Consider the following 18628-nt stretch of genomic DNA (forward strand, 5'->3'; position numbering starts at 1 on the left):
CCATGCTGACTCAACCATCCATTCGCCTTAACAAATACATTAGCGACAGCGGCATCTGTTCACGCCGCTGCGCCGATCGTCATATCAAACAGGGCAACGTTTTCATCAACGGCAGGTTAGCCGCCGTGGCGGCGCAGGTATTTGTCGGGGACGTGGTGCAAGTTAACGGCCAGCGGATTGAGCCACGTAATACGGAAGATTTGGTGCTTATCGCGCTGAACAAGCCGGTGGGCGTCATCACCAGCATGGGAAAGCACGTGCAAAATAACATCGGTGATTTCGTCAATCACAGCAAACGCACCTTTCCTATAGGCCGTCTGGACAAAGATTCCCAAGGGCTGATTTTCCTGACCAATCACGGCGAACTGGTCAATAAGATCCTGCGGGCCGGCAATAACCACGAGAAAGAGTATCTGGTTACCGTCGATAAACCGCTGACCGACGCGTTTATTCAAGGAATGAGCGCGGGTGTTCCCATCCTGGATACGGTAACGAAAAAATGCCGGGTGGAGAAAGTTGCGCCGCAGGTGTTTCGCATCACGCTGGTTCAGGGCCTTAACCGCCAAATCCGCCGTATGAGCAAATACTTTGGTTATCAAGTCACCAAACTTGAGCGTGTGCGCATTATGAATGTCGATCTGACAGGATTGCCGCTGGGCGAATGGCGAGACTTGACCAGTGACGAAAAGAGCGAGCTGTTTAAGCTGATTGAGCACTCATCTTGCGAGGATGTTCGCCAGCCCGTTTCGCAAGCGCCAGATGTCAGCGAAAGTCTCGATACGGAGTGAACGTTTTCTGGAGCAGAGATATCGCCAGGCAACCAGATAAAACTGCATGTTGCCCAACGACATCTCAATACCGAAGGCCCTTTTCCTCAGTGAATCAGAATGACCATCGGATGTTGGCATTGACCGAATTGACCTGGGTATCAGAACCGTACTGCCCCTGATAACCAAGATCTAACGAGGTGGAGCGCGACAGTTTCACGCTCACCCCCACGTCCGCCACCAGCAGATTGTCATCTACCGCCTGCCCCTGCGTGATAAACGCATCGCTACCGGCAAACGCCATACGCGATGACGTGTTTTTATCGCCGTAAGCATGCTGCCAGCCTAATGAACCGTAAAGGCTGACGTTTTTCGGCAGCTCGGTGGAACCCCGTACGCCCAGCGTCGAATAGAACGTATTCATCGTTTCATTACGGACGCTCAGCGCCGCAGCACCGCCTTTCTCTTGGAAGTTATCGGTATGCAAACGGATATAACTCAGGTTGACGAACGGTTCGATATTCGCGTCCAATTGGCCAAAACGGTAACCCGCTTCGGTGAACGCCAGCAGTGAGTCTGCGTCATAGTCCGCCTTGAGCCGATCCGAGTAATTGCCGAAATTAACGTTGCGCTCATTTTCGAGTCGGTGCCAGGTATAGCCCAGCGCTCCGCGCAGGGAGAAGGCATCCTGCTGCCCTGCGGCATACAGACCCAGGTGGTAATTATCGCTGTCGGAACTGGAGCGACGGCTATCGACATCATAGTCGCCGCGGCTATAGCCCACGTATCCCCCAACGCGGATACTGTGGTCAGCAAGCTTACGATCGGCGCCCAACAGGAAACCGCTGGTGTGGCCGTCCAATTTTCCAACGTTGTCGTTACCGCTGTTTCTCATCCAGGAGCCGAACGTCTGCCCCCAAACGCCGTTATTTTCAGCCTGAGCCGGTTGAACCAGCGTCATCGCCAACGGTGGAACAGGTAATGCATCGTTATCAAATATGCGAAGCATGCGCTGATTCAACACGTTGAGCAGCATGTTATTGCCGGCGATCAAATTAGACTGGATGGACGGATAGACCTCGCCAGACAGTTGATTGAACGCATCGCGCGCTTCCGGCGCGCTCAATAACAGCAGGGAGTTATACAGAGCCAACGAAGGGCCGCTTTGCGCTAACGTCGAGAGCGCACCGGCGGTATTCCACTGGTTACTGGTTTGCGTGACCGTCTGGAAAATACCGGGCTTGCCGCCTTCGCCTGGGTTACCGCCTTCACCTGGGTTGCCACCTTCACCTGGGTTGCCACCTTCACCTGGGTTGCCACCTTCACCTGGGTTGCCGCCTTCGCCCGGATTGCCACCTTCACCTGGGTTGCCGCCTTCGCCCGGATTGCCGCCTTCGCCCGGATTGCCGCCTTCGCCTGGGTTACCGCCCTTTTGCGCAATCGTCAGATCCACGGCGTTGGTGCTGTGGTTAAGTGCGACATCCAAAAATGCAGATTTTGAGACGGCTTCAGCGAACCGACCGTCAATCCCGCCGTCCGAGGTCAAAATGCGATAGCTTTGGCCGGTTTGATAGCTGGTTTGCGGATCCAACGCTGTCACCTGCACCTTGGCCAGATCGCTGATGGTGGTTTTGCCTGCAACGACCAGTTTGTCGCTGCTGCCATCACCGGCGATATCGACATCGTAGAAGGATTCACCCAGGAAATTCAGATAACGTTTCAGCGTCAGTGTGCCGATGTTGCCGTCGCCAGGGGAAATGTGGCCGCCGGACTGAATTTCAGTCTGCCCCAAGGTACCGTTACCACCCAGCGTCCCGCCGGCTTTGATTGACGCGGCGCTGCTGTAACCCAGACCATTGCTGACGTCGGAGCCGGCAGTGGCGTTAAGGATCAGCGTGCCGCCATTCTCGGCGCTCAGCGTCTGCACATCGAAAACGTTGTCTTCTTGCTGCGTATTGATGTCGCTGGCAATGGTGATTTTCCCGCCGCGTGCGGTCACATTCGCCTGGAGTTGAGTCAGGTCGCCGCTCAGCGTCGTCTGACCGGCCGTGTTGATGACTTCGCCTTCGCCGACCATCTTGTTGCGGAAGTCGTAGTTATCTGAATTGTGATTAAAGTAAACGTAGCTGCCGAACAACCCGCCACGTAGATTGACCACCGTTTGGGCATCGACAGTCCCCGCACCGCCCGCCGCGCCGAGCGTAGGTTCGGTCAAGCCGGTGCCGGTATCCATATTGCCGCGGCTGCCGATAACCAACGCGCCGCGGTTAGAGCCGGATCCGGTATCCCCCAGCCGCAACTCATTGCTGCCGGCAGAGAATGAGCCGCCATCAACAACCGACAGCACCCCGTTGCCATAATCCCCCACGTTGACATTGCCCGCACTGGTAAAGCGCGAACCGTTGCCGGCGATGTAAAGCTCTGCGGTTTTTCTTGAGCCTGAAACACCGGCGATCTCCGCGCTACCAACGTTGACCGCACCGCCGTTCAGCACGTCCACATCGCCATTGGCGGTGAGCGACTGGGTGATATTCCACAGAGAGTTATTGCCGGTTATCGTGGCTTTGGGGTTTAGCTTGTCAGCCTCGTCGGGACGGAAACCGCTGTCGATTCTGGCAGCGGCCGTGGTGGTCACTACCCCGCCATCTTCAATCAGCAAGGTTGAACGTGCGCCCTGTCCGAAGCCGAGACCGAGTCTTTCACTGATCACCTGGGAACCGGCCCCTTTGACATTAAGATGGCTGTCGTATCCCCCGGTGGTGCCGACGATAATCTCTTCCGCCGTCGCCAATCCCCCCTCTTCTACCCTTAACGTCCCCAGCCCCAGATTCAGACTGCCGTGCATGACGGATTGGTCATTGATCGCGTTTAATACGGCGTTCGGCCCTTTGACCGTGACCAGGCTTTCGTATATCTGACCATTAGCACGACGGCCGATATTGATGTTATAGGCATTGATTTGGCCATTATCGATCAACAGGTTTCCGCTTTGATTACGGCCGACGTAAACATCCCCGGTGTAAGTCAAAGATTCTGTAATACGTGATTCACCATCAAAAATAGCATCATCGGCACGTGCCACGTCGGCGGGGCCAATCAATATCAACGGTGCGGAAAAAAGTGCGAGGTAAACTTTCGAAAGCGGTTTTCTTACCGCTAAGTCATGCGATGTTTTATCTTTCATGTTTTCTCTCCGGCCCAATTATCTTGATGCCATCAAAGTTATTATTTATATGAAAAACTCAATGCATTAGAGGATGCGCGGCGCGTTTGCGAGAACACAGGCTGATTTGTCATCGAGACACTAGCTTATTGCCCCCCAGCGCTAACGTCTCGATGCCAAAATTATGGGGACTGCGGATCGGTATTGATCATCCACCCTCGCTAAACGCGTCAGGTGAATTATTTATGCGTAACGACCGGGGTACAGCTTGGTGCGCTTAACGACGGGGCTGAACCTAAAATACCCGGCATCATCATCGAGGAGCAGTCAAAGATTCGTCCTTTCTCCGTGGTAGCACGGTAAGAAAGTTTTTGCCCGCCAAGGGCGTCGGGTTGGGCACCATTAACATTGGTGACGGTAATTTCATCCGATGAGCCCAAGCCCAGCATTTTGGCCGTTTCCGCCTGCAATAGCGGTATTGCCTGATCGGTTTTCAATGTGGAACAGCCAGCTACCAGAAGCGTAACAGTTAATGCGATAAGTGGTTTTCTCATAAATTGTCCTTTGTAACCAAACAGATCCAAATGCTGAATGGCTTTATGTTTTACCTTATCAAAATCCCTGAATAATATATTTCCCTTTCCTAACCGAAAAAACCCTCCTAAAGTAGGGAGGGTTGAAAATAACAAGTCATCAGACCAATCTGATAGGTTCTAGCAAAAGGAGATACCCTTGGGGCAGGATTATGCGTTGGTCGTTGATGACCATCCGTTGGTGGCAAGCGGCATCGCCAATTTCCTGAATACGCATTGTCGATTTAAACATGCCTACGTGATGACGAACGAGGAGAGTTGTTATCGGCACATTCTGGAAAATGGCGCTCCGCGTTTAATCGTCATCGACTTTTGGTTATCCGATGGCACGGCATTAAAATTACTCAAAGAGATCAGACAGCTTTACCCACAGGTAAGATTATTAGTGGTCAGCGGTGATGAGAACAACGAAATAGGGCAAAAGGTAAGTGATGCCGGGGGGCATGGTTTCGTGCTGAAAAATGAGCCGCCAGAATTATTCGCCAAAGCCGTTGCTGCGCTGCTGGAAAATAAAAACTGGTTCCCTATGGATAATTCTTTGGATACCTCCACTGCCAAAAACCATCTTCAACATTTTAATTTAACGCCGAGACAAATTGACGTTTTGACTATGATGATGCGCGGCTTTCCTAATAAGAGAATAGCCACTCAGCTTGCTATTTCCGAACCCACGGTCAAAGAACACATCAGCAATATCCTTAAAAAAATAGGCGTAAACAGTCGGGTAGAAGCCATTACGTTACTGCATGGCAGGCAGGGGCCATCCGAATGAAACTAATTCAATCTTTACAAGATGATGGCATTTCGCCACGCGCACAAATCCGATTATTGAACAATACGTTTATTCGATTGGTCTTTAGTTTCAGCGCCGTGCCCTGCGTCGGCATCCCCTTTGCCATTTGGATTTATTTACTGGTGGAACCGCTGTGGCCGATCATCATCTGGATAGCGCTGTATTTATGCTGTGCTTTGGCTATCCGGTTATGGCATCGAAGATACCAACGTGAAGCTGAAAAAGAGGATGCTGGCGTTATTCTTAATCGCTGGCTCCCCCGAATTAACAAAGTCGCTTTCGCGCATGGAGTAGGCATATCCTCATTATATTTAATAACGCCACAAATAAATAACTTCGACTTTTTCCTGTTATTAAATATCAGCATCGCGGCCATCGTCGCGGCAAACGCAACCCATTTGACGCCCATCATCAGTACCTTTACCCTTTTCTTCTTTGCCTGCTGGGGCATACTTAACGTTGGCATCATCTGGCGTTTAAACGATGTCATGCTCATTGTGTTGATGCTCAACCTGCTTTACGGGTTCGCCATCTACCGCCACGCTTTGAGTTCTCATAAGTTCTTTATCCAGCAAGCCCGTCTTGAAGAAAAGAGCTCCCGCCTTGCGGAGCAATTCCGTCAGGCCAAAGAGGAAGCGGAACAAGCCCTGCTCGATAAAAACCAGTTTCTGACCACCGCCAGTCACGACTTACGCCAGCCGGTGCATGCCATGGGTTTCCTGATCGAGGCCATCATTCACAAAAACCGCGATGCCTCTCTGACTCCGCAACTGTTGGATCTTCAGCAGAGCGTGCGCTCCGTGCACCTGATGTTCAATTCTTTACTCGATCTGAGCAAGATTGAGTCCGGCAACGTCAGCACCGCCACCACCTATGTCGACATTGGAACCCTGCTTGACTCCGTGATAACCCTGTTTCGCGAAGAAGCGAACAGCCGGGGGTTATCCTTGCGGACATGGCGCCCCAAGCGACGCATTGCCGTGATGGGCGATCAGTTGCTCATCCGACAGTCGCTGATTAACCTGATACAAAATGCGCTACGCTACACCCAAAAAGGCGGTGTGTTGATCGCCATCCGCCCACAAAAGGGAGCATGCCTGATCGAAGTCTGGGACACCGGCGTAGGCATTGCCGACGAAGAAAAAGGCAAAATCTTTTCCCCCTACTATCGCCCTGAACTGGCGTGGAAAATCGATAGCGCCGGTCACGGGTTAGGCCTTGCGGTAGTGGCCCGCTGCGCCAAATTGATGAAGGTGAAATACGGCATGCGCTCCGTGGAAGGTAAAGGATCGCATTTCTGGATGCGTTTTGCCCTCTATACCGGGGAAGTGAAAGCGCCAGAAAACCTCAACGCCTATAGCCACAGCCTGATCCCTACCCGCTATGAGTCATTGAGCGGCGCCTGCCTGGTGGTGGACGATGATCCGCTGGTCACCTCCGCCTGGTCCAGCTTGATGAGTACCTGGGGGATCACGGTGCGTTGCGCCGCCTCCGCCGAGGAGGCTTTTGCGATTATCGACGAAGGCTTTACCCCCTTCGCCGTGCTTTGCGATCAACGGCTCCGCTCCGGCGAAAGCGGCTTCGATATCTTGAAAGCGCTGTTCGAACGCCTGCCGGACACCAGCGGCGCTATGGTCAGCGGGGAATTCAACTCCCCCATTTTGCAAGAGGCCGAACAGGAAGGTTATCTGGTGTTAAGAAAGCCGCTGGAACCCGCAAAATTGCACGCCTTGCTTTCGCAGTGGTCATCCTGCTAGCCGGCACCTGGCCCAATCGCTGCTTTGCTCTGCCGGCGCTCCATTTCCGGCATCGGCAAGATTCAGACTGCCGCTTAAGCGCCAAGATTGCGCAACAGACCTTCGAGGTGGCGCTCACCCACTTTGGTTTGAGCGCCCGCCTTAAGCCCACCCCGAATGAGTCTCTCCGCTGCAGGGCGTTCAAAAAGTCCCGCCCAGGCCTGATGCTCACGATAAAAACCCTCCCGCAGATCTGCCGCTGGCATCGCCTGCTTGGCCGCCGCGATAACCCCTTCGGGCAGTGCCGCAATGTTGTGCGCCAGGCGTGCGACAAAGTCGTCGAGTTCGGATGCGGGCAAGGCGCGGTTAATCCAACCATAGCGTTCTGCGGTGGCGGCGTCGATAAGATCGGCCCCCAGAACCACTTCAAGTGCGCGGCCACGCGTCATGCGATCCGTCAGATATTGCGTCGCGCCCCCTCCAGGCGTAATGCCCATCAAGGCTTCGCATTGAGCCAGCCCTGCTCGCCCTTCGGCGGCAAAGGCCATATCCGCCGCCGCAACGAATTCTGCGCCGCCCCCACGCGCCAGTCCGGCAAGCTTAACGATAGTGACCTGGGGCTGGCTGCGCAGCAGCTCACCGAATGCCTGGAAGGGGTTAAGCCCTTCCGGCGCATTGCGCGCCAGTTCGTCGAAGGCATTTGGCTCATCGATTAAGGTCATGTCGACATGAGCAATGAAGAACTCCGGATCCGCACTCTGGAAAACCAGCACGCGAGTGTCCGGGTCGTCACGCACGGCACGCAGTAAGCGGCTGATCTCCGACATCAAAGCCACATCAAGCACGTTGACCGGCGGATTATTGAGGGTGACCGTCAATACACCCTTCGCATGAGACAAGCTGAGTTTGCTGAAATCGGTATCTTTCATGTCAATGTCCTTGTTTGCCTGGGATATCGGTGCTGGATTTTCGCGCCGTCGATCGAATGGTATACTTTGCATACCTGGCGTCAATTACGCACTTGAAGCATCCCAGGGATGCTGGAGGATACCGATGGAGACGAATGAAACTGTCTACCGTGCCGACTGCCCGAGCCGAATTATTCTCGATCAGATCGCGGACAAATGGTCAATGATGGTGCTGGAGGTGCTGCGTGAGCCACGGCGCTTCAATGCGATCAAGCGTCGTCTTGATGGCGTCACTCAACGTGTGCTCACCCAGACGCTGCGCAAGCTGGAGCGTAACGGCATGGTGAACCGCAAGGTTTTGGATGGGCGGGTGCTCGGCGTCGAGTATTCGCTGACGCCGCTAGGCCAATCATTGCAAGGGCCGTTCTCTATCTTGTTTGACTGGACGATGGGAAATATGGAAGCGATTCAGGCCTGCCAGCGCAGCTATGATGAGCAAAGCCAACAGCTTGAACAGTGAGGCTACAGCCTCACTGTTCCTTGTTCTGAATAGCCGCGTACATCCAGTAATCTCGAGCCTGCCCGCGTACCCGGCGATATTGCCTTATCAAGCCTTCGCGTTGCATACCTACCCGCTCCAGCACGGCAATCGACAATAGGTTGCTCTCCAGGACCGTGGCCTGCACGCGCTGAAGGCCCAGAGCCGTATGCGCCCAATGTATAACGGCTCTCGCGGCCGCCGTCGCCAAACCTCGGCCACAGTGGCGCGGGTCAAGATCGTAAGCAATTTCAGCCCGGCCGTGATCGCGGGATATTTCGTTCAGCCCCACCGTCCCGAGCAAACTGTCATTCGCGTCCACGATAGCCCAACGAATCGCATCCCTGCCTTTGGCATAATCGGCGACGAGCTTCTCCAGATCCGTCGGCCCGACATCACCCCAACTGGTATGTTCCGTGACGCCAGGCTCACTCAAATACGCCGACCAGGCGTGAACATCATCCGGTCTCAGTGGCCTTAAAGACGCTTCGAGTTCGTCAGGTAATACTATTCGTATTGGCAATGCCGTCACAGAACCTCCGTCGACCCTTGCAAAATTGGGCGGTGGGCTAACCACCGATACAAGGATATAAAGTACTGGGGTTTGCCGGCGTTGTGAACATATGAAAGATTATCTTTCCCAACCCAAACCGTAGAAATGAGTGAGTGGGAAGCGGTCAAAGATGGCGTGATATTCCCGAGATCAGCGTTCGGGAAAGCAGAGAAGTCGGGTCGGCCCATTCCATCAGCACATCGAAGTGGTTGCAATGGGGCACCTCCAGCAGATCCGTTTCCGCACCGGTCGCTTTATACAATGAGGCATAGGCCGCAGACTGGCGCTTGAAACCGGGAGGATCGCCTCCAGCCCAGGCAACGGTGATGGGGCATCCCGGCGCAGGGATATGACGCATCGGGCTGTAATCGGCAACGCTGGCATCGGAGAGTGCCAGCCATTCCTGTACGTGCGTCTTCATCAAGGGTGCCAGTTCAAAAAGCCCGCTAATGGGAAAAGCGAACTTCACCAGATCGTTCGGTACACCAAAGGCTGCATGCCAGCCAGGGGCTAGCAGGGTTGCCAGCAAATGGGCTCCTGCAGAACTGCCGCCTAGCGAGATCCGATCCGGATCCAGCCCAAACTCATGTCCTCGCCGCCAAATGAACGCCACGGCACTGCGTACGGCATGGACAATGTCACCGATGCCGGCTGCCGGCGCGAGTGGATAATCTATAGCCACCGTGGCAATGCCATTTTCCGCCAATGTGCCCGCCATCATCGCGGAATCGTCTTTCGACAGCGCCCGCCAGTACCCCCCGTGAATAAAAATGAAAACGGGCAGTAGCGACCCATTCCCCCTTGGCCCGTATATATCCAGAGCCTGGCCGCTCTCCTTACAACAGGTGACATCTAAATGGCGGCCATAGGAGGATTTCATCTTTTCGGACTGCGAGCGATAACGCGCCATTTCTCTGGCGAATCCTTCAACGCCCACCGTAGCGCGGGCATCGTAGTCCTCATTGAGGCGTGTCGGATCCATAAATACTTCGTCTGCCAAAAGCGTCATTTTTCAACCTCCCTGATGAACACCACCCTTTCCCAAACGGCTCTGGCGTCAAAAAACATGATGAATCTGCCCCCCGTTCCCGGAACGAAACCAAAGATAAGCTTCAATGATCACGCCAAAGTGCCCGTAGGCAGACTCAACGCGGTTTTCATACGCTCTGCGCCGATTTGCTCGCAGCGCCCGGTGATACGCAAAACGGCCGATCGAACGTCGTCTGGCCACAGGTTCATATGCCCCATGCGTTCCGCCGTGTCCTGCGTATGTTCGGTCAGCGGCCGTTCCTGCGCCTCCCAGGCCGCCAGTGCCGCCGGGATATTCCGGTTATTTTCCAGACTGACCGCCAGCCCAAGGGCATTCATCAGTGCGCAACCGCCCCCTTGACCGAGGTAAGGCGGCATCGCATGGGCAGCATCACCGAGGATCGCCACCTGCCCTTTGCTCCAGGCTTTGAGCTTCAGCACCTCAAACGCATCCCAACGGCCGGCATCGCCAAAACGTGCGATCAGGCCGGAAAGGTGTGGGAAGGATTTGCACCAAAGTGCCGGGGCAATCGGCAGCTGATAGGCATCCACATCGTCCTCAGCGCAACACAACGCAACATACAGATCGGTCGCGCTGGCGGGCGTATAAAGGATCCGCCTTGTCCCCGAAAAGTACTCAATGTAGTTCGAACGATCTGCAGGCGGTACGTCATCGTCATCGCGCTTCAACATCATTCTGACCGCGCCATAGTGCAGCGGCTTGCGGTACATCAGCAGGTCCAGCGACTCTCTCACCCGCGAATGGATACCGTCAGCGCCAATCACCAAATCTGCTGACAACGCCCGTTTGTCCGCCAGCAACAGCTTGCCGTCCGGTGTCGCCCCCACCGCCGCAGAATCGCTGACGATTTCGGCCCCGGCGCGGCGAGCGGCATTGAGCAAAGACAGCAGTAACCGCTCACGCAGAATGGTAACCAGACGTGGAGCGCCGCTGCCGTTGATCGGAATATCCTCCATGGTCGCGTTGCAGCGATCGCGGGTCTGGAACTGGGCCCCTTCATGTGCCCCCACCATGGCCTCGTCATAGGCGCCAATCGCCTCGAGCACACGCAGCCCATTACTCCAGATATAGATGCCCGCACCAAAGGTGCGCAGGTGAGGTGAACGCTCGTGCACCCTTACGCTCCACCCACGCTGGGCTAACGCCGCCGCTGCCGTAAGCCCGGCGATACCTGCCCCAGCAATTTCTGCATGCAGTTGCTTCATACCCTCTCCTCAGCCCTGTTTGTTTTTGATCGTTACCCGTCGTTAAGAACCCGCCTGCACCGCAAACAGATCCTTTCTCCTGGTCATGCAGAACAACGCCAAAGCGGCAATGAACGCGGGAAGCGCCATCCAAAAGAAAAAATTCTGCAAATCGCCCACCGCGGCATACAGCCAAGAACCGAGGTAAGCCCCGAGGATAGAACCGATATGACCCACGCCGATCCCCCATGACACTCCGGTCGCCCGCGCCATGGTGGGATAGAGGCCCGCGCTCAAAATACTGATGTTGTTCAGTGCGCCGGTCAGCGTGAACCCCACAAGAAATACGCAAACCAGCAAACCGGTCGAACTGCCAAGCTGGCTGCCGGTAACCAGCAACGCGAAGGAGGCCAAAAGCGCTAAAGGCGGGAGAATTCTGGCGATACCGATACGATCGATGAGCACAGCGGTGATTATGCCGCCGACAACGCCCCCCAAAGGCAGCATTGCGGCGACATATAAAGCAGTATGAGCGTCAAAACCGCTGCCGCGTAATACCGTTGGCAGCCAATTGCTCAGCAGGTAAAACGAGAACAAACAGCAGAAAAAGGTCAGCCAGAGTAGAAGCGTACGCTCGGTTCGCCCCTCAGAAAATAGAGCAACCACGGGCGATAGCTTCTGGCTTTTTTCTCCGGGCTTTCTGTCCATGCCGTCGGTAAAGACCACGGACTGCCAATTCATCTGGCCGCCAATCCGCTCGACGATCCGCAGTAATTTAGCCCTCTGTTGCGGCCTGTTGGCCAGAAAACAGATAGACTCGGGGAGCATGAAATACAGCACTGGCAGCATCACCAAAGGTGCGATGCTGCCCACAAACAGCAAGCCCCTCCAGCCCAGCAACGGCAGCAGCAAGTCAGCCACCCAACCGCCGAGCGCCATACCCAGGGTAAAGCCGGAAAAGCTCAGGGTGACCAGCAGCATGCGCCAGCGAACGGGCGAATATTCTGACACCAGGGTGATACAACCGGGCAATACGCCACCTAACCCCATACCGGTCAGCAAACGCAGTGCCACAAGCACGGTAATCGATGAGGAAAAGGCATAACCCAGGGTGCCTAAAGCGACGATAACCGAGCAGATCAGCAGCACCGTTTTGCGCCCATAACGATCCGCCGCAGGGCCACAAATGAAACTGCCTAGTAGCATGCCGAACAGACCCGCGGCGAAAGCAGGCCCCAACTCGGCGCGATCTATCCCCCATTCTTGAGCCAATTCAGGGGCGATATAACCCATCGCGCTGGCATCCAGACCATTAATCATCGATACAATAAAACACAAGACCAGCGTCATTATCTGCAAACCACCAAGCGGACTTTGATCGACAATGTCGGTGACGGATTGTTTGTTCATGGCAAAAATCCTCTTTTCTTGTTTTTTTATTAGCTTGCATCATGAAACGCACGCCACCACCGGCTGGAAAACTCGGGGTTAACCGGCGAATGAAATGGTGTCAACATACTGATTAGTAATGAGTTACCTTCTTTCAGTTCCGGATCTTATGCATAACCCTGGGTTTTACTGGACAGCCTGCAGGGGCAGGTTTTTCCAGAGAACAAGGATGGATCGAGTATAGGGCTGGGCTGATATCAGGGAATAATCAAAAAAGGGATCTTTGGTATAACCAAAATGAATACAGCGGGGCGTGAAAAAGGAATATTTCGTGGGCGTCAGAAAAAGGAAAACCCCCGCACAGTCTGCCTGTAGCGAGGGTTTTAAATCATCACCGATAGTCAGTGATTAGCCGTTTATCATTCCCACTCGATGAGGTAAACCGCTCAAACCTGCTTGTTCAGGCCATGATCAGACGATTAAACAACAGTTGCTGTACGTCCTGTCGATGAGACAAAATTGCATGCGCTGTCACTAATGTTCCGCTTACTGAATACAAAACACGGTAGCCTTCAGCGTGGTTAAACTCCCTATACTTCGCACAGCCAATTTTCAACAGTTCAGGACAAATTTGGCATCCCAGAGGGAAAAGAGCGACGGTACTCTCAAACTGAGCAAGAATATCCGTGATGACCGCGCGCGGTTCAACATCAACACGGCGAAGGTAATCTGCTATCACGTCGATGCAGTGCTTTACTGTGAGCGTGTACTCAAAGGTAACCTGCTGTTCCATTGAAGTCCCTTAATATTGAGTGCTCAGCGCTTAACTCGAGATCCCATCAAGCAATTGTTCTCTTGATAACACGCGCCCCTCAGATTTATCTTTCTCTGAAAGGGTAAGCAATTTCAGCAAAGCAATGGCCTTTTCCCGTTCCTGCTGTTGATCATAGGATTCTATAACATAAGCAGGCACACCATTTTGCGTGACCAGGATGGGTTCTGACAGATCAAGAGTTGCCGCGTTCTTTTTAACGTAGCTAATTGTTTCTACCTTCATCGTATATCCCTCTTCATGATCATGCATAGGTCTTAATATAGGCCATATTTAGACCACCAACAAGGATTCGCTTATCAGGGCAATAAAAGGTGAACTCCGGCCCTTCGGCCAGGACTTTGTTAATAGTCTTAAACCCTCTGTAAAAACAGAGGGTTTACTACACTTTTACCTGTTCATAAACTGGCTGAAGGGGTTATCTGATCATTCCCACTCAATGGTAGCCGGTGGCTTACCGCTGATGTCATAAACCACGCGGGAAATGCCGTTGACTTCGTTGATGATGCGGTTGGAGACGCGGCCGAGGAAATCGTACGGCAGGTGCGCCCAATGTGCGGTCATAAAGTCGATGGTTTCCACTGCGCGCAGTGAAACAACCCAGTCGTATTTACGGCCATCGCCCATCACGCCAACCGAACGCACCGGCAGGAACACGGTGAATGCCTGGCTGACTTTGTTGTACAGATCGGCTTTGTGCAGCTCTTCGATGAAGATCGCATCGGCACGGCGCAGCAGGTCGCAGTACTCTTTCTTCACTTCGCCCAGCACGCGCACGCCCAAACCTGGGCCCGGGAACGGGTGACGGTAAAGCATGTCGTACGGCAGGCCCAGTTCCAGACCGATTTTACGCACTTCGTCTTTGAACAGCTCTTTCAGCGGCTCGACCAGGCCCAGCTTCATCTCTTTCGGCAGACCGCCCACGTTGTGGTGCGATTTGATCACGTGCGCTTTGCCGGTGGCGGAAGCGGCAGATTCAATCACGTCCGGGTAGATGGTGCCCTGCGCCAGCCATTTCACGTCGGTCTGCTTGCAGGCTTCTTCGTCGAACAGTTCAACGAACACGCGGCCGATGATCTTGCGCTTGGCTTCCGGCTCGTCAACACCGGCCAACGCGCTCAGGAAGCGATCTTCCGCCGCCACGTGAACGATGTTCAGGCCGAAGTGGTCGCCAAACATTTCCAGCACCTGGTCAGCTTCGTTCAGACGCAGCAGGCCGTTATCGACGAACACGCAGGTCAGGCGCTCGCCAATGGCGCGATGCAGCAGCATTGCGGTCACGGAGGAGTCGACACCGCCGGACAGGCCGAGGATCACGTGATCTTCGCCCACCTGCTGACGAATGCGCTCTACTGCATCTTCGATGATGGTCGCCGGGGTCCACAGGGCTTCACACTGGCAGATATCCAGTACGAAACGCTCCAGCATGCGCTGGCCCTGACGGGTGTGGGTCACCTCCGGATGGAACTGCACGCCGTAGAAGCGTTTTTCTTCGTTGGCCATAATGGCAAACGGGCAGGTATCGGTGCTGGCAACGGTCACGAAGTCGGACGGGATAGCGGTCACTTTGTCGCCGTGGCTCATCCACACGTCCAGCAGCGGTTTGCCGGTTGGGCTCAGCGCGTCTTCGATGCCGCGAACCAGTGCGCTGTCGGTAGTGATTTCCACCTGCGCGTAACCGAACTCACGCTCGTTGGAACCTTGCACATGGCCGCCCAGCTGCATTGCCATGGTCTGCATGCCGTAGCATACGCCCAGCACAGGTACACCGGCGGTGAACACGTATTCTGGAGCACGCGGGCTGTTGGTTTCGGTGGTGCTTTCCGGGCCGCCGGACAGGATGATGCCGCTCGGATTGAATTCGCGGATTTGCTCTTCGCTAACGTCCCAGGCCCACAGCTCGCAGTAAACGCCGATTTCGCGCACGCGGCGGGCTACCAGTTGAGTGTATTGCGAACCAAAGTCCAGAATCAGAATGCGATGCTTATGGATATTTTTTGTCATGTGAGGCGAATTCCAGCAACAGAGAAAAAGAGCGAAAAAAGTGTTTTCGGGGTGAGGCTTCAGCCCCACCCCGGCCTCTCCCGCAGGAGAGGATAAAGCATTAACCCATGCGGTAGTTCGGTGACTCTTTGGTGATGGTCACGTCGTGCACGTGGCTTTCCTGGATACCGGCGCCGCTGATGCGAACAAATTCAGCCTTGGTACGCAGGTCGTCGATGGTGGCGCAGCCGGTCAGGCCCATGCAAGAACGCAGGCCGCCCATTTGCTGGTGCACGATCGCTTTCAGCATGCCTTTGTAAGCCACGCGGCCTTCGATACCTTCCGGCACCAGTTTGTCGGCGGCGTTATCTGTCTGGAAATAACGATCGGAAGAGCCTTTGGACATCGCGCCCAGTGAGCCCATACCACGGTAGGATTTGAACGAACGGCCCTGATACAGCTCGATTTCGCCCGGTGATTCTTCGGTACCCGCCAGCATGGAGCCGACCATTACGCAGGATGCGCCGGCCGCGATAGCTTTGGCGATGTCACCGGAGAAGCGAATGCCGCCGTCGGCGATGACCGGGATACCTGTCCCTTCCAGCGCTTCAACCGCATCGGCGATGGCCGTGATCTGCGGTACACCCACGCCGGTCACGATGCGAGTAGTACAGATGGAGCCAGGGCCGATACCCACTTTGACCGCGCTGACGCCGGCGTCAGCCAGCGCTTTGGCACCGGCTGCGGTAGCCACGTTGCCGCCCACGATCTGCAGATCCGGGTATTTGGCGCGCGTTTCGCGAATGCGCTGCAATACGCCTTCGGAATGGCCGTGAGAGGAGTCGATCAGCAGCACGTCAACGCCGGCGGCGACCAGCGCATCAACGCGCTCTTCGTTACCTGCGCCAGCACCCACCGCAGCGCCAACGCGCAGACGGCCATGCTCGTCTTTACAGGCGTTAGGCTTGCGTTCCGCTTTCTGGAAGTCTTTTACGGTGATCATGCCCAGCAGATGGAAGTTGTCGTCCACTACCAGCGCTTTCTCAACGCGTTTTTCGTGCATTTTCTGCAGCACGACTTCACGCGCTTCGCCTTCTTTCACCGTAACCAGACGCTCTTTCGGCGTCATCACGGCGGTAACAGGCTGGTTCAAATCGGTGACGAAGCGGACGTCGCGGCCGGTGATGATACCGACCAGTTCGTTCTCTTCGGTGACCACAGGGTAACCGGCGAAGCCGTTACGTGCGGTCAGCTCTTTCACTTCTTTCAGGGTAGTGGCGGGGGTTACGGCTTGTGGATCGGTCACCACGCCGCTTTCATGTTTTTTCACGCGGCGGACTTCTTCTGCCTGACGCTCGATAGACATGTTCTTGTGAATGAAGCCCAGACCGCCTTCCTGCGCCAGCGCGATGGCCAGGCCGGATTCGGTAACGGTATCCATGGCTGCGGACAGCATAGGGATATTCAGGCGGATATTTTTGGTCAGTTGGGTGCCGAGCTCAGCGGTATTAGGCAGAACCGTAGAGTGAGCTGGAACCAGGAGAACGTCGTCAAACGTCAGTGCTTCTTTTGCGATACGTAGCATGGGCAATATCTCACCAGAGTGGGCTGTGAAAAAGATAAAATATTGCCGCGGCATTATACAGAGCGTAATCGGTTGCCTCCAGCACTTTCTCACAAAAACTCTTGATTACCTTTTTCAGCCATGTAGTATCGACCAATTAAGTGCTTGTTTTGAAATTTGATCTGGGTCACATGTCGATACCTGTTTCGCCTTCCATTTTTACCGTAAGCCGCCTGAATCAGACGGTTCGACAGCTGCTGGAAATGGAAATGGGCCAGATTTGGCTCTCCGCCGAGATCTCCAACTTCTCCCAGCCGTCTTCCGGCCATTGGTATTTCACGCTGAAGGACGACCGCGCGCAGGTGCGTTGCGCGATGTTCCGCAACACTAACCGCCGCACCACCTTCCGCCCGCAAAATGGCCAACAGGTGCTGGTTCGCGCCAGCATCACGCTGTATGAGCCGCGCGGCGACTATCAGCTGATCGCCGAAAGCATGCAGCCTGCCGGCGACGGCCTGTTGCAACAGCAGTTCGATCAGCTGAAACAACGTCTGAGCGCCGAAGGCCTGTTCGACCAACAGTTCAAACAGCCGCTGCCCAGCCCGGCCAAACGCGTCGGGGTCATTACCTCCGCCAGCGGCGCGGCGCTGCACGATGTGCTGCAGGTGCTGCAACGGCGCGATCCTTCGTTGCCCATCGTAATCTACCCTACTTCGGTGCAGGGCGCGGAAGCCCCTCTGCAGATTGTGCGCGCCATCGAAACGGCCAACCGCCGTGACGAGTGCGACGTGCTGATCGTCGGCCGTGGCGGGGGTTCGCTGGAAGACCTGTGGAGCTTTAACGACGAACGCGTTGCGCGGGCGATTTTCGCCAGCCGCATTCCGATTGTCAGCGCCGTCGGCCACGAAACCGACGTCACTATTGCCGACTTTGTCGCTGATTTGCGTGCACCAACTCCTTCCGCCGCGGCCGAACTGGTCAGTCGCAATCAATTGGAACTGCTGCGTCAGTTGCAATCGCAGCAACAGCGGATGGAAATGGCGATGGACTACTACCTGGCACAGCGCCAGCAGCAGTTCACCCGCATCAACCACCGTTTGCAACAGCAGCACCCGCACCTGCGTCTGGCGCGCCAACAAACGCTGTTGTTCAAACTGCAGCGCCGGTTGGAAGACGGCATGCAAAACCAACTGCGTCTGTCTTCGCGTCGCAGCGAGCGGGCTCAACAACGGCTGGCGCAGATGCAACCGCAGGCGCGTATTCACCGTTACCAACAACGCGTGCAGCAACAGGAATACCGTTTGCAGCAGGCATGGGATCGCCAGCTTAACGGCCTGCGTCAACGTTTTGGCGTCGCCTGCAGCCAGCTCGAGGCCGTCAGCCCGCTGGCAACGCTGGCCCGTGGCTACAGCGTGACGCAAACCCCGCGCGGCGAACTGCTGAAAACCACTAAGCAGGCTCAGGTTGGTGAACTGCTGAAAACCCGCCTGCAGGATGGCTGGGTGGAAAGCGAGGTGAAAACCATCACCGTCGCCAAAAAGCCGCGCAAGAAACGCGCGGCCGAATAATCCCGC

16 protein-coding genes are annotated in these 18628 nt (G+C 55.2%); 5 read left to right on the top strand and 11 right to left on the bottom strand.

Annotated elements, in window-relative coordinates; genetic code table 11:
* The first annotated feature begins 2 nt into the window (after positions 1-2).
* A complete protein-coding gene (rluF, locus tag LQ945_RS07310; protein WP_270102600.1) occupies positions 3-788 on the top strand; it encodes a 23S rRNA pseudouridine(2604) synthase RluF in 786 nt (261 codons plus the stop codon).
* Between the two features lie 94 nt (positions 789-882).
* Here the strand turns inward: rluF and LQ945_RS07315 are convergent, their stop codons facing one another.
* Positions 883-3951 carry an autotransporter outer membrane beta-barrel domain-containing protein gene (locus LQ945_RS07315; RefSeq protein WP_270102601.1) on the bottom strand — a complete coding sequence of 1023 codons (3069 nt, stop codon included), beginning with the start codon at positions 3949-3951 and terminating at the stop codon, positions 883-885.
* 218 nt (positions 3952-4169) lie between these two features.
* The gene (locus LQ945_RS07320; protein WP_270102969.1) at positions 4170-4484 is read right to left on the bottom strand and encodes a lipoprotein; all 315 of its coding nucleotides are present in this window, start codon (positions 4482-4484) and stop codon (positions 4170-4172) included.
* 178 nt (positions 4485-4662) lie between these two features.
* Between LQ945_RS07320 and LQ945_RS07325 the strand changes: the two genes are divergently transcribed.
* Together LQ945_RS07325 and LQ945_RS07330 are read left to right on the top strand one after the other, a co-directional pair.
* Positions 4663-5295, top strand: a complete 633-nt coding sequence (locus tag LQ945_RS07325; protein WP_270102602.1) for a LuxR C-terminal-related transcriptional regulator — start codon at positions 4663-4665, stop codon at positions 5293-5295.
* Entirely contained in the window at positions 5292-7073 is a 1782-nt protein-coding gene (locus LQ945_RS07330) for a hybrid sensor histidine kinase/response regulator (RefSeq protein WP_270102603.1), read from the top strand. Before LQ945_RS07325 ends, LQ945_RS07330 begins: the two co-directional genes overlap by 4 nt.
* A 74-nt stretch (positions 7074-7147) precedes the next feature.
* Here LQ945_RS07330 and LQ945_RS07335 read toward each other — a convergent pair whose 3' ends face one another.
* Positions 7148-7981: an enoyl-CoA hydratase/isomerase family protein gene (locus LQ945_RS07335; protein ID WP_270102604.1), complete on the bottom strand. Its 834-nt coding sequence runs from the start codon at positions 7979-7981 to the stop codon at positions 7148-7150.
* A 124-nt stretch (positions 7982-8105) separates the two neighbouring features.
* Here LQ945_RS07335 and LQ945_RS07340 point away from each other — a divergent pair, with 124 nt between their 5' ends.
* Positions 8106-8480, top strand: coding sequence for a winged helix-turn-helix transcriptional regulator (locus LQ945_RS07340; RefSeq protein ID WP_270102605.1), 375 nt, complete (start codon positions 8106-8108; stop codon positions 8478-8480).
* Between the two features lie 10 nt (positions 8481-8490).
* On the opposite strand, the gene LQ945_RS07345 is transcribed toward LQ945_RS07340, so the two are convergent.
* The 8 genes from LQ945_RS07345 to guaB form a co-directional block, all read right to left on the bottom strand.
* Positions 8491-9030: a GNAT family N-acetyltransferase gene (locus LQ945_RS07345; protein WP_270102606.1), complete on the bottom strand. Its 540-nt coding sequence runs from the start codon at positions 9028-9030 to the stop codon at positions 8491-8493.
* Positions 9031-9175: 145 nt separating this feature from the next.
* A complete protein-coding gene (locus LQ945_RS07350; RefSeq protein WP_270102607.1) occupies positions 9176-10033 on the bottom strand; it encodes an alpha/beta hydrolase in 858 nt (285 codons plus the stop codon).
* A gap of 137 nt (positions 10034-10170) precedes the next feature.
* Positions 10171-11307: an FAD-dependent oxidoreductase gene (locus tag LQ945_RS07355; RefSeq protein ID WP_270102608.1), complete on the bottom strand. Its 1137-nt coding sequence runs from the start codon at positions 11305-11307 to the stop codon at positions 10171-10173.
* Positions 11308-11349: 42 nt separating this feature from the next.
* Positions 11350-12696 (bottom strand): MFS transporter, encoded by a 1347-nt coding sequence (locus LQ945_RS07360; RefSeq protein ID WP_270102609.1) that lies wholly within the window; start codon positions 12694-12696, stop codon positions 11350-11352.
* Between the two features lie 439 nt (positions 12697-13135).
* Positions 13136-13468: a type II toxin-antitoxin system RelE/ParE family toxin gene (locus LQ945_RS07365; RefSeq protein WP_270102610.1), complete on the bottom strand. Its 333-nt coding sequence runs from the start codon at positions 13466-13468 to the stop codon at positions 13136-13138.
* A 30-nt stretch (positions 13469-13498) separates the two neighbouring features.
* A complete protein-coding gene (locus LQ945_RS07370; protein WP_044554594.1) occupies positions 13499-13732 on the bottom strand; it encodes a type II toxin-antitoxin system Phd/YefM family antitoxin in 234 nt (77 codons plus the stop codon).
* A gap of 201 nt (positions 13733-13933) precedes the next feature.
* The gene (guaA, locus tag LQ945_RS07375; RefSeq protein ID WP_262241864.1) at positions 13934-15511 is read right to left on the bottom strand and encodes a glutamine-hydrolyzing GMP synthase; all 1578 of its coding nucleotides are present in this window, start codon (positions 15509-15511) and stop codon (positions 13934-13936) included.
* 100 nt (positions 15512-15611) lie between these two features.
* Positions 15612-17075, bottom strand: coding sequence for an IMP dehydrogenase (gene guaB, locus LQ945_RS07380; protein ID WP_269935413.1), 1464 nt, complete (start codon positions 17073-17075; stop codon positions 15612-15614).
* A gap of 170 nt (positions 17076-17245) precedes the next feature.
* Here guaB and xseA point away from each other — a divergent pair, with 170 nt between their 5' ends.
* Positions 17246-18622, top strand: coding sequence for an exodeoxyribonuclease VII large subunit (gene xseA / locus LQ945_RS07385; protein WP_116689966.1), 1377 nt, complete (start codon positions 17246-17248; stop codon positions 18620-18622).
* The last annotated feature ends 6 nt before the right edge of the window (positions 18623-18628 follow it).

Origin of the sequence: Serratia liquefaciens (genome assembly GCF_027594825.1) — a bacterium.
GTDB classification, from domain to species: domain Bacteria; phylum Pseudomonadota; class Gammaproteobacteria; order Enterobacterales; family Enterobacteriaceae; genus Serratia; species Serratia liquefaciens_A.

Excerpts from the sequence above, each read along its gene's own strand:
- rluF (WP_270102600.1), top strand. The coding sequence starts at position 3 with ATGCTGACTCAACCATCCATTCGCCTTAACAAATACATTAGCGACAGC.
- LQ945_RS07315 (WP_270102601.1), bottom strand. The coding sequence starts at position 3,951 with ATGAAAGATAAAACATCGCATGACTTAGCGGTAAGAAAACCGCTTTCG.
- LQ945_RS07320 (WP_270102969.1), bottom strand. The coding sequence starts at position 4,484 with ATGAGAAAACCACTTATCGCATTAACTGTTACGCTTCTGGTAGCTGGC.
- LQ945_RS07330 (WP_270102603.1), top strand. The coding sequence starts at position 5,292 with ATGAAACTAATTCAATCTTTACAAGATGATGGCATTTCGCCACGCGCA.
- LQ945_RS07335 (WP_270102604.1), bottom strand. The coding sequence starts at position 7,981 with ATGAAAGATACCGATTTCAGCAAACTCAGCTTGTCTCATGCGAAGGGT.
- LQ945_RS07340 (WP_270102605.1), top strand. The coding sequence starts at position 8,106 with ATGGAGACGAATGAAACTGTCTACCGTGCCGACTGCCCGAGCCGAATT.
- LQ945_RS07350 (WP_270102607.1), bottom strand. The coding sequence starts at position 10,033 with ATGGATCCGACACGCCTCAATGAGGACTACGATGCCCGCGCTACGGTG.
- LQ945_RS07355 (WP_270102608.1), bottom strand. The coding sequence starts at position 11,307 with ATGAAGCAACTGCATGCAGAAATTGCTGGGGCAGGTATCGCCGGGCTT.
- LQ945_RS07360 (WP_270102609.1), bottom strand. The coding sequence starts at position 12,696 with ATGAACAAACAATCCGTCACCGACATTGTCGATCAAAGTCCGCTTGGT.
- LQ945_RS07365 (WP_270102610.1), bottom strand. The coding sequence starts at position 13,468 with ATGGAACAGCAGGTTACCTTTGAGTACACGCTCACAGTAAAGCACTGC.
- LQ945_RS07370 (WP_044554594.1), bottom strand. The coding sequence starts at position 13,732 with ATGAAGGTAGAAACAATTAGCTACGTTAAAAAGAACGCGGCAACTCTT.
- guaA (WP_262241864.1), bottom strand. The coding sequence starts at position 15,511 with ATGACAAAAAATATCCATAAGCATCGCATTCTGATTCTGGACTTTGGT.
- guaB (WP_269935413.1), bottom strand. The coding sequence starts at position 17,075 with ATGCTACGTATCGCAAAAGAAGCACTGACGTTTGACGACGTTCTCCTG.
- xseA (WP_116689966.1), top strand. The coding sequence starts at position 17,246 with ATGTCGATACCTGTTTCGCCTTCCATTTTTACCGTAAGCCGCCTGAAT.